At 63.7% G+C, this 15,850-nt stretch carries 13 protein-coding genes and 1 pseudogene; 9 read left to right on the forward strand and 5 right to left on the reverse strand.

The annotated features are described in order from the left end of the window. The first annotated feature begins 676 nt into the window (after window positions 1-676). The 5 genes from ACZ46K_RS01755 to ACZ46K_RS01775 all read left to right on the forward strand — a co-directional run bounded on the left by ACZ46K_RS01755 (window position 677) and on the right by ACZ46K_RS01775 (window position 5,456). Window positions 677-886, forward strand: coding sequence for a hypothetical protein (locus ACZ46K_RS01755; protein WP_054805797.1), 210 nt, complete (start codon window positions 677-679; stop codon window positions 884-886). Between the two features lie 90 nt (window positions 887-976). Beyond that, complete coding sequence (locus tag ACZ46K_RS01760; RefSeq protein WP_054805796.1) at window positions 977-1,642, forward strand: hypothetical protein; 666 nt, start codon at window positions 977-979, stop codon at window positions 1,640-1,642. Between the two features lie 64 nt (window positions 1,643-1,706). Next, window positions 1,707-3,755, forward strand: coding sequence for a hypothetical protein (locus tag ACZ46K_RS01765; RefSeq protein ID WP_054805795.1), 2,049 nt, complete (start codon window positions 1,707-1,709; stop codon window positions 3,753-3,755). A 128-nt stretch (window positions 3,756-3,883) separates the two neighbouring features. Further along, window positions 3,884-4,093 carry a hypothetical protein gene (locus ACZ46K_RS01770; protein WP_464743524.1) on the forward strand — a complete coding sequence of 70 codons (210 nt, stop codon included), beginning with the start codon at window positions 3,884-3,886 and terminating at the stop codon, window positions 4,091-4,093. Between the two features lie 109 nt (window positions 4,094-4,202). Beyond that, a complete protein-coding gene (locus ACZ46K_RS01775; RefSeq protein ID WP_054811053.1) occupies window positions 4,203-5,456 on the forward strand; it encodes an IS256 family transposase in 1,254 nt (417 codons plus the stop codon). A gap of 201 nt (window positions 5,457-5,657) precedes the next feature. Here the strand turns inward: ACZ46K_RS01775 and ACZ46K_RS01780 are convergent, their stop codons facing one another. Further along, window positions 5,658-6,557: a hypothetical protein gene (locus ACZ46K_RS01780; protein ID WP_054805794.1), complete on the reverse strand. Its 900-nt coding sequence runs from the start codon at window positions 6,555-6,557 to the stop codon at window positions 5,658-5,660. A 464-nt stretch (window positions 6,558-7,021) separates the two neighbouring features. After that, window positions 7,022-7,894 carry a hypothetical protein gene (locus ACZ46K_RS01785; RefSeq protein ID WP_464743526.1) on the reverse strand — a complete coding sequence of 291 codons (873 nt, stop codon included), beginning with the start codon at window positions 7,892-7,894 and terminating at the stop codon, window positions 7,022-7,024. 156 nt (window positions 7,895-8,050) lie between these two features. Between ACZ46K_RS01785 and ACZ46K_RS01790 the strand changes: the two genes are divergently transcribed. After that, window positions 8,051-8,182: a hypothetical protein gene (locus ACZ46K_RS01790; protein ID WP_464743528.1), complete on the forward strand. Its 132-nt coding sequence runs from the start codon at window positions 8,051-8,053 to the stop codon at window positions 8,180-8,182. Window positions 8,183-8,212: 30 nt separating this feature from the next. On the opposite strand, the gene ACZ46K_RS01795 is transcribed toward ACZ46K_RS01790, so the two are convergent. Both ACZ46K_RS01795 and ACZ46K_RS01800 read right to left on the reverse strand, forming a co-directional pair. After that, complete coding sequence (locus ACZ46K_RS01795) at window positions 8,213-10,261, reverse strand: hypothetical protein (RefSeq protein WP_054810083.1); 2,049 nt, start codon at window positions 10,259-10,261, stop codon at window positions 8,213-8,215. Between the two features lie 176 nt (window positions 10,262-10,437). Continuing rightward, window positions 10,438-10,995, reverse strand: a complete 558-nt coding sequence (locus ACZ46K_RS01800; protein WP_054805792.1) for a hypothetical protein — start codon at window positions 10,993-10,995, stop codon at window positions 10,438-10,440. A 777-nt stretch (window positions 10,996-11,772) separates the two neighbouring features. On the opposite strand from ACZ46K_RS01800, the gene ACZ46K_RS01805 reads away from it, so the two are divergent. Continuing rightward, window positions 11,773-13,152: a type I restriction-modification system subunit M gene (locus ACZ46K_RS01805; RefSeq protein ID WP_464743530.1), complete on the forward strand. Its 1,380-nt coding sequence runs from the start codon at window positions 11,773-11,775 to the stop codon at window positions 13,150-13,152. On the opposite strand, the pseudogene ACZ46K_RS01810 reads toward ACZ46K_RS01805, so the two are convergent. After that, window positions 13,095-14,303, reverse strand: a pseudogene (locus ACZ46K_RS01810) (IS3 family transposase). The gene ACZ46K_RS01805 and the pseudogene ACZ46K_RS01810 overlap by 58 nt on opposite strands. Window positions 14,304-14,367: 64 nt before the next feature. Here ACZ46K_RS01810 and ACZ46K_RS01815 point away from each other — a divergent pair. Both ACZ46K_RS01815 and ACZ46K_RS01820 read left to right on the forward strand, forming a co-directional pair. Then, window positions 14,368-14,664: a hypothetical protein gene (locus ACZ46K_RS01815; protein ID WP_054810080.1), complete on the forward strand. Its 297-nt coding sequence runs from the start codon at window positions 14,368-14,370 to the stop codon at window positions 14,662-14,664. Continuing rightward, entirely contained in the window at window positions 14,657-15,850 is a 1,194-nt protein-coding gene (locus ACZ46K_RS01820) for a restriction endonuclease subunit S (protein ID WP_464743532.1), read from the forward strand. The genes ACZ46K_RS01815 and ACZ46K_RS01820 overlap by 8 nt, the downstream gene beginning before the upstream one ends.

Consider the following 15,850-nt stretch of genomic DNA (forward strand, 5'->3'; position numbering starts at 1 on the left):
CCGCGGCGCTCTCCCCGGCGCTCCGCGCCAGGGAACGGAGCGGGTCGCTGCGCTCCCCGCCAGGGAGCCGCTGCGCGGCTCGCGCGTGGTCCAGTCACGTTGCCGTCACCCGCGTCGCTGCGCTCCGTTAGAACCCGAAAATACCACCTCATCAGAGTTTTTCATCGTCACCACCCGAGCAGCACCAGCACCCACCGAGGGGACGGGACGCGCTGCGCGCGCCGCACCCATCACCACTCCGTCGCCCTCAACCCGTCCCGATGCCATGCACTCATCATACCCCCCAACCCCGACAAGCACCGAGGACTCCTCGTAACCCGAAATCACGAAATTGGTAATTAACAACCTGATACGGCAACAACACCGACACACACCGCGCAAACACTACCAAATCAACCGTGCAATATCGTAATACGCAAACACGTTGCAGCACAACATATTTCAAAAACGGGCAAATCGGGCATCGGTACCCCCTCAAGCGCACCGAACACCACCCGATCGCCGGCAACAGATCTGCCGGCACCCCACCCCACCCACACCCCGGGACATACCAACACCCCAGCTCAAAGCCCCCCAAACCGAACACCCCACCGCACCGTCATGTGAATCAGCTCCTGAGTCGCGGAGGAATGAATGACGGGAGCCGTTCCCGTCCTCGTCACGGACAGGAACACCCATGAAGCACACCGCACTTCTCCTCGACCTCGCACGACTCACCGCAGAGATCACCAGCGAGATCCTCGCTTACACCGGCCTCACCGACGCCGCCACCATCACCTGCGCCATCGCACTCGTACTCGACGTCCTCCTCCTCCGCATCACCTGGCCCCACGACGAAGAGGAAACCGACGACAGCGACAACGGCCAGGACGACAACGAAGACTGACAACCTCACCACGGGACATACCATCACCCCAGGTCAAGACCCTCTATAGGGTCTTGCCTACTAACCACGTGCACAGCCGACAGGAACACCGTGACCAAACTGCATGTCATTCTGATCGCAATCGTCATCCTCTTTGCCAGCGTGGCGATACCTACTGGCGTCGCCCTGGCATGGAACGGATTGGGCAGCCTCGACGAGGGGTGGTATGGCGCCATCGGTTCCTGGGCCGGGGCAATTGCAAGCACCTCAGCGATCGCCTGGGCCCTTTATCTCTTCTACCGGGATCAAAGGGCTGCGACGACCGAAGCCGAAAACGAGCGGGGTATCGCGCAGGGGGATGCAGACGACGTCCGCGTGCAGTTTGATGCAACCCCCGGCCTGAGGTCGTTCGGTGGAAAGTGGACCCTCGATTGTGTACACCTCACGGTCACGAACGAATCCATGCAACCCATCTATATCCGCAGATTCGACGCTGTCGCTGCCGATTCCGAGCATCCGTTCGGGGAAGGAAAGACGCGCGAAAAGCGACTACTTGGGACAGGAGAAACGACAGCCATCCGCTTCACACTTAATCCATCCCAGCCACTCGGCCCGTCCCCGCTAGAACCCTCCGACGTTGATTCTCTCGGTCATGGAGAAGTCGAGTTCCAACAGGGCCTGTACTACTGGACGAAGACCACACGCGACGCGACAGCCAAGTCCATCGGTTCCAGAGCCAAGGCTCAGAACCCCACCGACGGCCCCTCCGACCACTAGGTCCGCGCGACAATCACGCGGGACGTGTCATCAGTGCAGGTCAAGGGGCGCATAGGATCGTCGCGTGCGAGAGCAGCGAAGCGACACCAACGTGGCTATCACGAAGCCCGCCCTGGATCGACTCTCCGAAATTGACTGGGCGCTCGGCCACAAGTCGCGCGACCAGACCTCTCGCTACCTGCTCCGGAAGTACATCGAGCGCAACGCACCCCTGCCGGCGGCGGATCGGCTCACCCACGTCTCCACCGTCATGCGCCATCCGCTACCGCCCCTGCCGGATGAAGACCCTGTCGACCCCATTCGCCGCCTTCGCCTGCGAATTACGCCGTCCGACTCGACACAAGCCCGCGACCTGGCTTTTCGCCTCCCCGGCCAGGCAAAGACCCGCGGGCACACCGACTACCAGTCACGACTGCTCACCGACGCCGTGATGACGTCGATCGCCGTCGAGTGTCATGAACTCGGCCTGGACCCGATCACCGATCACGTGCTTGCGGGTGTCTGCCCGCTGCTTCGGCACCAGGCCGCCCTCGGCCTGTGGAGACTGGTCGTCGACGCGACCAGGACCGGTGCGGAAAGAGCCATCCTCAGCGAAGCGGAAGCCTCCAGGGTGGACCGCGAGGTGCGCACAGCGCGATCCGAGGGGTCCATCGAACTGGCACCGAAATACGTGGAAGACGTGGCCGCCCTCCTCGAGATGAACAATCTCGACGACGAAGCCGTGTGGCACCACGATCACCGATTTCTGCACGCGCAGTTCCTCGCCGCCCGCGTCCTCTCGACATCCTCGAGGTGCAATCCGAAACGCTGGGAACAGGCTCTGTACGACCAGGAGGGCGAGGACTGGCACCAGTTGCGTGCCGACGCCATCGAGCTGGGACCGAGGCCCCGAGGCATGCGACGCCGCACGGGCCGGCCCCGCCCAGGGGCCGTCGGGATCAGCTTCGAGGGCCGCGGCGGCGGAGCCGTATGGCGAGCACAACGCATCCTGGCGCTACCTGCGATCGTCGACTGGCTCAGCACCTCGGCAGCCTCCACCAGCGAGCGGACATGGATTGTCCATCCTCCGGGCTGGCAACTCGCGCTGCCCGAGGGCTGGAACCCGGCCTTTCCCCGAGACCTGCTTCAAGAAGGGTGGGTCGAGCACATCGCCGCACGCCGCGTGCTCTACTTCGATCTCGACCAGGAACGGCCCCCCGGTGCACAGGCCTCTGGATCTCGCGTGCACATGGTCTGGCCCACCGTCGACGACGAGCACGGGGAACCGGTTCCTGTTGCCGGACTTCAGACCGTCCTCGCAGCACTGCTCGAGCACATCCGAGACCCGCGCAAGGTCGCCGAGATCCTGCTTCTGGAACTGTACCCAGGCCCTGCGACTGCCGGCCGAACACGACCCGACCGCGCGGTGGTCACGCCACAGGACACCGACGACTTCTCCCACGCAAACGTCTGGCCTCCCATCTCGGCAGAGCAATCGGAGGGCTGTATCCCCTCGGCCTCGTCTACGTCAGCTGACGAGCGATCGACCCCGGCTCCCCGGCCCCCCGCAGACGTGCCACCGCTGCCGGACTTCACCCGCACACCGCGGTCGAACGTAGCGAAGCACGGCGCTCGACCTGACGACGCGCCCGATGCTCGGACCGCGGAACTGGACTGGTATCACCAGTGGCAGGACTCGACCACTAAGACGTTTCGTCCGATGCCGGTGTTCGTTCCCGTCGAAACGGCCCAGCGGCTCGGCTTCATCGACGATGAACACGCCCAGCAACTGATCGAGGACGCCCAGTCGCGAACCAAGACCAGGATGACCTCGGCCCTCCGCGAGGCCTCACGCACGTGTCAACCGGCCGAGCAGGCTGCGCTCCAGAAGGCGACGAACGATCCTGCCCGGTTTTCCACGCTGGCCCGAAAACTGGGCGTCGACTTCTACCCGGTGTCCGCAGCGTGGTGTTGGTACGTCCCTTCCCTGTCCGACCAAGTCGAGACCGACCCCGATCGCCTCCACTGGCTCGCCACTCACCTGATCAAGGTCTACACCCGAGAGCTTGACCGCGACATGGAGCAAGCCGTCCGCGCCGCCGCGCGCCAGTTCGCGCACCTCCACCGCCCGTGATCTTGCTGGAGATTGTGCCACCGACGATAGTTCGCCTCGAAAATCAGGCTGTTTTCTGAGGTCAGGCGCCATTTCTCCCGCCGGACAGAGCGCGGGACCGACGAGTGGCCGGACGACAGGAAACCCGAGTGAGTACAGACCAGAACAACGAAGCCGCATCGCACGGATCGGACCGAGAACGTGGACGTGGACGTGGACGTGAGGCGGATTCCGCATCGAAGACCCGTCGCATCCGCGCGCTGACGGACGGATTGCTCGCCGGCATCGGCGGCCGGCTCCTGTGGGAAGGCATGAAGTGGGCAGGCGAACAGCTAGTAGTGCCCCATAGAGTGGTGTAACCCGGTGACCAGCACCACAACCGACAGCGTGTCGCTGCTGGACGTGAAACGGTCACCGCGTGATCCTTCGAGTCAACCTTCCACAGAATCCTCGAACGGAGTCATCACGATGACCGCACCCCACATTGTCGACCCTGCGGGCGTATTGCACCAAGCCCTGACCGACGCGTCTCCCGATCTGATGCGTGAACTGCTACAAACCATGATCAACGCCCTGCTGTCCGCCGAAGCCGACGCGGTCTGCGGCGCCGAATGGGGCCAACAGTCCACCGAACGAGTCAATCAGCGCAACGGATACCGGCACCGTCCGCTCGACACCCGTGTCGGCACCATCGACGTCGCCGTCCCCAAACTCCGATCCGGCACGTATTTCCCCGAATGGCTTCTCGAACGCCGTAAACGCGCCGAGGCCGCATTGATCACCGTGGTCGCCGACTGCTACCTGGCCGGGGTCTCCACCCGCCGGATGGACAAGCTGGTCAAAACCCTCGGTATCAACGCACTGTCGAAGTCCCAGGTCTCACGCATGGCCGAGGACCTCGACGAACAGGTCGCCGCGTTCCGGCAACGGCGACTCGATCACGCGGGCCCGTTCACGTTCGTCGCCGCCGACGCATTGACGATGAAAGTCCGCGAGAACAAGCAGGTCGTGAATGCAGTCGCGATGGTCGCCACCGGAGTCAACGCCGACGGGCACCGCGAAGTGCTGGGCCTGCACGTGGCCACCAGCGAGACCGGTCCGGCATGGAACACCTTCTTCGCCGACCTGGTCGCCCGCGGCCTGAGCGGGGTCCGGTTGGTCACCTCCGATGCACACCGTGGTCTGGTCGATGCGATCGCGGCGAACCTGCCCGGTACTGCGTGGCAGCGATGCCGGACCCACTACGCGGCAAACCTGATAAGTGTGTGTCCGAAGAGCATGTGGCCGGCGGTCAAAGCGATGTTGCACTCGGTCTACGACCAGCCGACCGCCGATGCGGTCGATGCCCAGTTCGATCGTCTTGTCGAGTACACCGAGGACCGGCTCCCGACGGTCGCTGAGCATCTGGGTAATGCTCGCCCGGATCTGTTGTCGTTCAGCGTATTTCCGAAGGATGTGTGGACTCAGGTGTGGTCGAATAATCCTGCCGAGCGTCTCAATCGAGAGATCCGGCGTCGGACCGATGCGGTGGGGATCTTCCCCAACCGTGACGCCGTCGTCCGGTTGGTCGGTGCTGTCCTGGCCGAGCAGACCGATGAATGGGCGGAGGGCCGGCGGTATCTCGGGCTCGAGGTGCTGGCTCGTTGTCGTGCTGTGGGCACCGCGCCGGAGAGTGTCGGGGAGGTGGTTACGGAACCTGCTGCCGCGATTCCTGCTGCATAGTCAGGACAGGAGAAGGGATCACCGTCCTACACCACCTTCTGGGGCTTGACCGAACAGCTCCTCGGCTGACCGCCCCATGCCGGCCGCAGACGGTCTGTTAGAACCCGCTGACTCGCCCGCTCCCGCCCCATCCGACATCCAACGGATCGGGGCGGGGCGGCAGCCAGTTACCCCGACAGAAACGCGCAGGTTCGCAACGTCCTACGACCTTGTGAACCCTGGTTTCTTCGGCATCTTGGCGTGGACCTCTCGCATAGCTGTGAACATCAGGCTCCGGTCATGGCCGCCACAGTCCAGCCACCGCGTGGTTCCCCACGCAAGCGCACCGGCCGCGACCTCGATCATTTCGGTGATGTAGACCGGGTCCGGCACCGACATCGTCCGGAAGTGCCCCGGCTGGTACTCCCGAGTCGGTCGAAGGTCGAAGCCCTCGATACCGAACCAGTTCTGACCGTGCCCGGCTCCACTGGCGGCCTTCCAGAGGTACGCCCACTCGTTCGCGTCCTTGCCGACCACAGTGGCTGCGTTGCACACCAATTTCTCGTATCCCGGCGGCCTGTCGGTCGGCGTAACCTCGAAAGGAAGTCCGGCAGCACGTTCCTTCAACTTCGTGATCCGTTCCTCGATCCGGCTGGCATCGCTCCCGCGCGCCTCCAGTGCTTGCTTGTGCAGGGTGAAGTCGTGGTGCATCAGCCGGACATGCCGTTTCACACACTCCTCGAACGTCCCGTTCGGAACGTCGAGCAACCAGATGGCGTGTGCCGCTGCCTCAAGCCCGGACCTGGCCAGCAGCAGATACGGGCGCATCCGCACCCTGTTGACCGCATCCGAGGCAAAATCGTATGGCGCCACCAGATCCGCCCACATGCACAGACTCTCGGTCGCCGCGAGCAGATAGCTGCGCGCCCACACCGAGATTTTCTCCCAGTGGTAGATCGCGTCGGCCTGATCCAGCTGGCTGCCCGGCGTCGGATCAACAGTCCGGTTCAGCACCATCTCGCACGACCGAACCCGGTACGTGTTCGCGGCCCACTGCCGAAGCTGATCCGCCGGCACCAGCAGCTGCGCATCGGACATCTGCCCGTCATCCTGAACCCCCACGCGCTCCAACTCCCGACTTCGAGGTAGACCGCGAACAATATCGGTGGCCACCGACATCCGGACCCGACTCCGCCGTCGATCAACCCTCCCATATCAGCGCCTCTGACCTGGATTGACGACATGTCCCCTGGACCCGCGCCACAACGTCCAGAGTTGGGTTTGGGGTCTGTCCGCTGACAGAAAAGAACGACACGGAGCAGTGACGTGACCCCGGCGGTTCGCTGACTCGATCGGACAACGCGAGGTGGAGATTCGTCGAGTTCACCCGGGTCGGCAGCTGCCGAAGGATGGCTGCTGCTGACGGGGGTCCGATTCCGGCACGGCGGGGGCCTCCGCGGGAACGGTGACGATCGTGGCGGCCTGCTCGAAACCCATAGGAAAATGCCGGGTACAGGGAACCATCCCTACTCCGGCATTCACCGTCCCGAGATCGACCATCCGGCGGGACGTGCCATCTATGCAGTTCAGAGCCTATTCTTCGGTAGTTCGTCGTACGCATCGAGCATCCCGGTCACCGCGTCCGCGACATCACCGAACGCATGCTCGATAGATTCGACTTCCGCTGCGGCAGCAGACAGTCGACTCATTCGCTCGGCGTCGCGGCGCGCGCGCAGCTCGCGCATCGCCTCCAACTCGGCACGGCGCACAGGCGCGGTCAATTCCATGTCCAGAGCCTCGACACGGCCAACCAAGCTGGTCAGACGATCTGCCCCGGCCACCAGATGCGTCAAGCACCCGTCCAAAGCGGCGCGGGCCCGCTCGATCTGCTCGCGATACTCCAACCCCGCCGGTGCAGCGTCGAGAACGTCGTGAAGCCGTGTGCCGGTCTCGAGATGCTGGGCGAGATCCCACAACGCCACGTCGAGGTCTACCTCAGCCAGCCAGCCCTCTCGGTAGGCGAGGGATTCACCGATGATGTCGGCCGCGTTGACCGCCCGGCGGAAGGCATCGGCGAACTCCTGCGGTGCAGCAGTCAGCGTCTCCCGCGTCACCGCGCCGCGCTTGATCGCACGCCTGCGCGCGAAGGCCAGGATCAGGCGGCCCGCAATGAACACCATCGCGCCACAGAACAGGATGAAAGACGCCCTCCCCATCGCCGCGCCGGACGAATGCTCATCCGCTGCGGTGATGATGACCGACAGCAGGCCCACTGCCGCCACGCACAACCCGGCCACTGTCACCGCCGCACCGATCCACCGCACCGAACGCAGCCGTACCCCGCGCGCGGACGGACCGAGGATCACCACGTCCTGAAGCTCTAGGATGCGGTCGTCGACGTTCTTGCGGCGGTTCCTCCGCCACAATGACGGTGCATTGTCGTCCCTGCTGAAATTCATGATCTTCCTGTTCGGCCTATGCCCGGTCACCGGACGCGTAACGGTCGAACAGGACATCGCTCCCACGTCGCCGACTGTGACATGCCCGCCGGGCGCCGACGGACTGCTTGCAGTCCTACTCGCGGGGCCCAGAGCACCGTGTTGCCATCGAATCCCATGCCACCGCTCGATGAGCATCCGGACGCCGAATCACCGACCGTCGCCCCGGCGGTGGAAGTACTCCAACCACCGCTCGACACCGTCAAGGGCGGCGGCGCGCGACTCACAGAGCCCCACGGAATCTCCTGAATTCCGTGAAGGCGAACGCATGCACGAGGACTACCTGCTTGCAGGCAGTCCTAGCCTGTCGAAGAACGCACGATTACGTTCCGTGGCCCCATTTACTAGACCATCGAAGCTGATGACCTCGATGTACACCCGCCGCGCATCGTTGAACCCAAAATACGCGAGGCCGTCCTGGGTCGGACGCAGACTCGCGAGCTCGCAACGGTCGATCATCTTGGGAGTCAGATCAGCGATTATGTAGCAGAACGCTGGCGCCTGCTCCGACTTCGGAATCGGTCGGCCATCGCTAGTCTTGGCGCCGCCTTCGCGAATCTGCTTCACGTAGCCGAGGCACTGGTCGATCGGATTGTTGTCCTCGGAGGCGTCGGTCCGCATGGGGCGCTTGATCTCGACGACGACGATCGAACTGAGCGGGACGCTCTGGCGCTCAGCTGCGAGCACAGCGCGGCCGGCGAGCCGCGTGGCGATGATGTCCGGTTCCTTCGTCGACTTCGAGTCGGTGATGGGCATGCTGTTGAACGTCTTGTCCGACGCGAGATAGTCGTGGAAGGCCAATCTCTCGTCGATGATCCACAGGTTCGAGGCGTCCGTACCGATCTCGTTCGAGTCTTTCCGCATCGGGATCAGCAGATTGTGGATCTCATCCTCGCGGCAGTACTTGCCCTCGTCGTTCGAGCGGATGAGCTTCGCCAGAACATCAAGGATCACCCGGCGACGCGCCACGTACGCTGCCAAGTCCGACTGATTGATGTCGGTGACCTTCGCCAGGTACTCGTCGAGCCGCTCCTGGTAGTCCGCGGGCCGCTCGGCACCGTCTTCAGCGAAGATCTGCTGCGCCTCGACGAGAGTTTCGGCTTCGAGCTTCCGGAGTTCGCGGTGAAGAACCACTTCCAGCTCCGTGTTCTTCATCGCCGGATCGACTGTCAGCCCCAGCGATCCCATTCGCTTCAGCAGAGGTCGGTACCGAGGCGCATGATTGCTGACGTAGTCATTGACCCGCGACTTACCCTCGTCCCGGGCTGCCGCCAGCTCATCGGCGAGCAGAACTTCTATCTCGTTGAGTACAGCCGTGCGTACGTCGGCGAGCGTGATCTCACCCTCGATCGTGTTGCCCTCGATGGTCTCGTCGATGTCGAACGCCGTCCTGTCAGCGCGGACGTTGGCGTCGAGGTAGTCGGAGGCGAGGTAGCAAACGTAGGTGAAGTCCGCGCCCTTCTCGTCCTTGAGCCGGCCGTAAAGCCCGGGGACCTTCCCGGTGATGTTCTCTTCGGTCACCACACGGCTCGCGGCGCACCAGTAGAGCCTCGGCGTCTGATTACGGGTCGACGACTTCAGGCAGAGGTTGACCATATCGAACTTCTCGCCCTTGACTTCGATCGTCTTCGTCGGCATCGCCGAGTAGACAAACTCGTCCATCAGTTCCCTGAGTAAGACGGTCTCACCATCGTCGACGACCCGGATCTCGGGCGCGCCGCCAGGCCGCAGGAAGTACCAGATGCAGTGCTCGAACACTTCTCTCGCAATTGCCGCTGCTGTCTTGTGGGCGCTCTTCTGGTACGCGGTGCCGAAGCCGTCCAGCTCGACGATCGTCCCGGTGTCGGCGAGCGTCTCGGCGGGTTCGATGAACTCCACCTCTCGATCGACCGAGAACCGAAACTGTCGGCCCTGGAGGGTGCCGTTCTCGCCCTCGTAGGTGCTCTTGACCACCACCTTGCTGAACGCCTTCAGCCACAACAGGCGTCCCACGCCTCGGCATCCCTCGGCCGACTTGTAGTCACTGTCCAGCGTCTCGAACGACTTCATGTTCTCCGCAGTGAATCCCACGCCGTTGTCGGTGACTACGAACCCGACGATCGGTTCCAGCGGAATACGCCCGGGCGCGGTGATGCCGAGATCGAATCCCACCTGCGGACTACGCACGATCCTCACGTCGAGGCGCCCCTGGGAGCTGTCCTCTTCGAACCTCGCATCGATGGCCTGTATCCCGTTGACAACGGCCTCCAGCAGCGGGAGAAGCGCGTGGCTCTTCGGCAGGCCGGTGTTCTTGACTCGTCCCCGAAGGGACGTCGTCATCGCCGCCATTTCGTCCTTCTTTCCCATCTCGGCGCCGCTCACCGTGCCAGCGACGTCAGACAATCCTAGGCAGGCGGCACGGCCCGAGGCTGCATGATCAAGACATCGGCGATCCACCTGCCCGACACGATCACTGACGCATGCCTTCCACACTGAGGGCGGGCGTGTCGTTTCCTGCTCCCTGTTCAGGCGGTACGGGCGATCTCCACAGCGAAGCGACCATCGACGGTCGAGGTAACGCGGGAGTCGATGTGCAGACCGGACTTGCGGACCGCAGCGATCTTTCCGATGCGCAACTCCCGGGCGGCAACACTGGCCGCCTTGCGCTTGTCGCGGTCGTAGACCTTGTAGGTGAGCCACTTGCCCGGCGCGGCGGCGGCCAAGGCGTTGATCTTCGCCGTAGCGAACTCCTGCGGGGTAGGTATCCGATCGGGCAACGGCTGAGCGCCGAACACCTCGTCCACGGCGCGGCAATCCGGTTCGGCGGCCAACTCGTTCAGAAGGTCACTGTGCCGGCTGCCATCGAGCTGGCCGAGCTGCCCGGCCTCGACAATGCCGTGGCCGGCCGCAGCATCGACCGGGGTCCAGTCGAGTTCGTTGTCCCAGTAGAAGTCCTGGCCGAGCTGACGGTGCAGCACGAACCTGCCCAGGCTCGGAACGTAGGCGTAGATCCGGGCGGCCTGCGTGTCCTCGTAGGCAAGCCACTGATCCTGACCGAGGTAACTGACGGTGTAGAGGCTCATCGTGCGTCCCTTCCGAAATTCATCTTCCGTGGTGCGTAGTTCTTCGGGGCGACCGGACAGCCGCCAAGTTCTGACAGTTCCGCGAGTCCGGGTGGATGGGGACCTGCACCCAGCGGCCGCCTTCGTCCTCGGCCCTACACACCGGCGGTCAGCTCAGCCCGCGCGCGGGCGTACTTGGCAATCAGGCGAACGCGGGTGGCGGCGTCGAGCCGGGCCAGGCGCTGCGGGTCACTGTTGTCGACCATGTCCGCGAGTTTGAACGTCAACGCCAACGGGCACTGCCCGCACACGGGTGTAATAGGCGACCGGAGCCCCCAGGGCGGCGGGTCAACGCATCGACCGCGAGGGTGACCTCGGCCGGGAACAATTCCTCGAGATCGGCGATTGACCGTCTCATATCTTCCTCCATCTTCCCTCATCTTACCCAGTCCCGACAGTGGGCGCGACCTGGGAATGTCCACCCATACGCAGCACCCGTGTCGACCCGACCTGCCACCGGGGCCGACGGTCTCCGACCGGCACAAGGGCCGCGGTCGGCTCCTCACCGAGCGCAGGACCGAACTCGACGACAATGATGCTCGAAGCCAACGGAGATCAACGACCTTCCCGATCGGAACGCCGCCGGGTGTTTGCCGTCGTCGGCAGCGGCGATGATTGATCGCCGCCGTGGCCGGAATGCGTCCCTGCCTCCTTCTGCCCTGAGCGCCCGAAATAGGGTGGAGCACCGAACCACCCCGGCCCTCGGGCCGCCCCTCACCAGCAAGGACACCTCGACAGATGACAGTGACCCAGCAGGAGATCGAGAACCGGCTCTGGGATGCCGCCGACCAGCTGCGCGTGGCGATGCCCGAAGCGCAGTACTCCTCGGTCGTCTTCCCGCTGATGTTCTGGAAATACCTGTCGGATACGTGGGAGCATCAGCACGAGTTGTTCCTGGCCGATAACGACGGACTGCTCGAGGATCTGTCCGCCGAGGAAGCCCGCGAGATCGAATACCGCGACTACCAGTCGTTCGAGATCCCGCTGATCCACCCCGGCACCGTCCACGAACGCCGCGCCTCCTGGGCCTCGATCCTGGCCACCATTACTCAGCCGGGCCTCGGCCAACGGGTCCGCGCGTCCCTTCAGGCCATCGAGACGGCGAATCCGGACAAGTTCTCCCGCCTGTTCGGGTCGATGACGTGGACCTCCGAGGAAGTGCTCTCCGGTGAGGTGTTGGCGGCGGTGATGCAGGCGATGGACCGCACCCCGAAGATGCACGAGGGCAACATGTCCCACGATGTGCTCGGCGGGGCGTACGAGTATCTGCTCAAACGGTTCTCCGACGGGTCCGGCACCCGCGCCGGCCAGTTCTTCACCCCACGCGAGGTCGTCGAGCTGATCGTCGAGATCCTCGATCCCCACGACTACGAGTCGGTGTACGACCCGACCTGCGGATCCGGCGGCATGCTCATCGCCTCTGCTGGTTTCCTCAAGGCCCGCGGCAAACGCGGCTACTCACTCGACCTGTACGGGCAGGAAGCCGTCGCCGACACCGCTGGTGTGGCCCGCATGAACCTGTTCATGCACAACCTCACCCAGTTCCAGGTCGAGATCGGCGACACCCTCAAAGAACCGCGCTTCAAGAAGCCGGACGGATCCGTTGCTCAGTTCGACGTGATCCTCGCCAATCCTCCGTACAGCCTGAAGTGGAAGCCCTGGACCAACGACCCGCGCGCCCTCGGCGGTATCGCCCCGCAGTCGTCAGCGGATTGGGCGTTCGTGCAGCACATGATCGCCAGCATGGACCCGAAGAAGGGTCGCGCCGGCGTCGTCCTACCTCACGGTGTTCTCTTCCGCGGCGGCCAGGAAGCAGCCATTCGCCAACGCATTCTGGACGACGACCTTCTCGAAGCCGTCATCGGTCTACCAGCGAATCTCTTCTACAACACCAGCATTCCCACAGCGATCCTGGTATTCCGGGCATCCGGCGCCAAGGTTCCCGAGCGGCAAAACGGCGTGCTATTCATCGATGCATCCACGCGGTTCACCAAGGCCAAGAACCGCAACGTCCTGACTGAGGCGGACGGGCGTTCCCCCCGAGATGTGGACACCAATACCTATGCGGCGGAAGCCATCATAGTCGATCTCTGCTCGAACTCGATAGGACAGATCTGACCGAGAGCGGAATGCCTCCTTCGCGTGTTGTAACGCGTGATCCAACGGAAGACGGCGGTGCGGGCCTCACCTGCGCTGTTCCACCGTTTCCGGCCCTGGAGTGTCTCCCGCTTCAACGTCGCGTTCCATGATTCGGCGGCGGCGTTGTCCGCCGACGTTCCGACCGCACCTCGCGACCGGGTCACGCCCAGCTCGCGGCAGACATCCGCGAAGTTCTGCGAGACGTATTGGGCACCGTTGTCGGAGTGGAAGATCGCGCCGTCGAGACCGGCGGCACCGCGGGCGGCGGCCGCTGCCCGCAGGGCGTCGGTGACCAGCTCGGTGCGCATATGCGGTGCGATCGACCACCCCGCCAACCGTTTGGAGTTCAGGTCCAATACTGTTGCCAGATAGAGGAAGTCACCGTCCCCGACGGGGAGGTAAGTGATGTCGCCGACGTACTTGGTGTTCGGTGCGCTCGCGGTGAAGTCCCGCCGGATCAGGTCCGGCACCGGGCTCGCGGAAGGTTCGGGGACTGTGGTGCGCACGGTGTTGCGCAGGTGCACCCCGACGATCCCGTTCGCACGCATCACCCGTTCGACCCGCTTGTGGTTCACCTCGATCCCGGCGTCGCGCAACTCAGCCGTGATGCGCGGGGCACCGTAGGTGCCGTCGAACTCGTCGTGAATCCCACGGATCCGCGTCGCGAGCTCCTCGTCGGCACGGGCACGTTCGGCCCGGGCAGGCGCGGCGGCGAAAACCGGATCGGGACACCTCGAGGATCTGGCACAGCCACTTCACCGGCGCGGTGTTGCGGTGGTCGTCGACGAACTGGAAGCGGCTCACCAGTTGGTCTCGCCCGCGAAATATTTCGCGGCCCTCCGCAGAATTTCCCGCTCGGTCTCCAGCTTGCGGATCTGCGCTTTGAGCTGCCTGTTTTCCTCTTCCAACACGGACTCGGACGATACCCCGCCCGCCGGTGCCGGCTTCCGGGGCCGGTCCGCTGCGGACGCAGTGCCGGTGCGTTTACGTTCCGCACGCACCCAGTTGCGCAGGGTTTCGCGGCTGACGCCCAGGTCCTTGCCGATGCCCTCGAAGGTGTGGCTCGGGTCGGACAAGTACAGCGCGACGGCATCGGCCTTGAACTCCGCCGAATACGCCTTCATCACCATCGTGACATCACTCCTTCTGGGCCCTTCATGGCCCAGTGTTCAGGATGTCCACACTCCGGGGGGAATGCCCGACATCGCCGATGTGGTGATGTCCTACCATTCGAGCTTTGATTCTGATGGCAACCCGGTGGATCCAGATGGCAAGGGTGGGTTGGCAGCGGGCTTCGTGCCCATGTCGGAGATCGTGGAGGCCGGGTACGACCTCAACATCGGCAGGTACATCAGGCGGGCTGCCGTCGAACAGGAAGATCTCGGAACCCTCATCAACGCCTATAGCACCGCCCGGGCCGAGCGGCGGAAGGCCGAGGCCCGAATGCTTGCAGTCCTTGCTGGAGCTGGGATCGAGGGATTCGATGAGTGATTGGAATCGGGTGCGTCTGGGTGAGGTTGTCGAATCATTTCGCGTGCGAGTTGATCCTTCAGATCTCGGGGACACTGAGGTTCTACATTTCAGTATCCCGGCTTTCGACGCCGGTATGACTCCGGCCGTCGAGCCGGCGAATGGGATCCGTAGCCACAAGTTCCGCGTCGAGAAAGACAGCGTTCTTGTCTCGATGTTGAACCCAAGAATCCCTCGAGTGTGGTTCGCGCAGGGATCGAGGAACGCTCTAGCATCGACCGAATTCGCAGTTCTTCGACCAATCGACCTTCGAATCGGACTGGCCTTCCTCTACTGCCTTTGCCGGTCGAGCAACTTCGCCTCGATGCTTGACGAAAGATCAACTGGCACCACCGGAAGCCGAAAGAGATCGAAGGCAGCGGATGCGCTGGCATTCACCTTCTCGCTGCCTCCGCTGTCGGTGCAGGAGCGGATCGCCGAGATCATCGGCGCGGTCGACGACGAAATCACGGCGCTCGACACTGAATCCAGGGCATTGACAATGGTTCTACGGCGCCGGCGGGCCGACCTCGCCACCGACGACTCGATTGAAGCCGTGCGAGCCGAACAGGCCTTTGACTTCTCCACCGGTGTGCGGCGGACACCAGACAGGGCGACGGGCCCATACATGACGCCCTATCTCCGTTCCGCGAACGTCGGGTACGGAACACTCGATCTGTCCGACGTGCTGGAAATGAACTACGACCCATCGGAGCGCAAGAAGTTCGCCCTTCGCTACGGCGACGTCTTAGTGTCCGAAGGTAGCGCCAGCGCGAATGCAGTCGGGATGCCCGCCATGTGGCGAGACGAACTACCAGGTCCTGTCTGCACCCAAATGACTCTGCTCCGTCTCCGGGCGCTGGAAGAGATCTGCATTCCCGAGTTCGTCTTTCACTGGTGCATGTGGGCGTACGAATCGAGAGCATTTCTCGACATCGCGGGCGGCACCAACATCAAGCACATCAGCGCCAAACGGGCCAAAGGCATGACCGTACGACTACCGTCGCTCGATCGTCAACGGGAGATAGCGGCCGAACTTGATGCGATGGAGTCTGCATTGAAGGCAGTCCGCGCGGAAGCCACACATCTCCGCGAAGTCCGGGCATCGCTGCTGTCGGGATTGTTGGATCGCACCATCGACATCGAATCCGCCGAGTTGGGAGTCTGA

The sequence above is a fragment of the Rhodococcus sp. JCM 9793 genome (assembly GCF_055380405.1).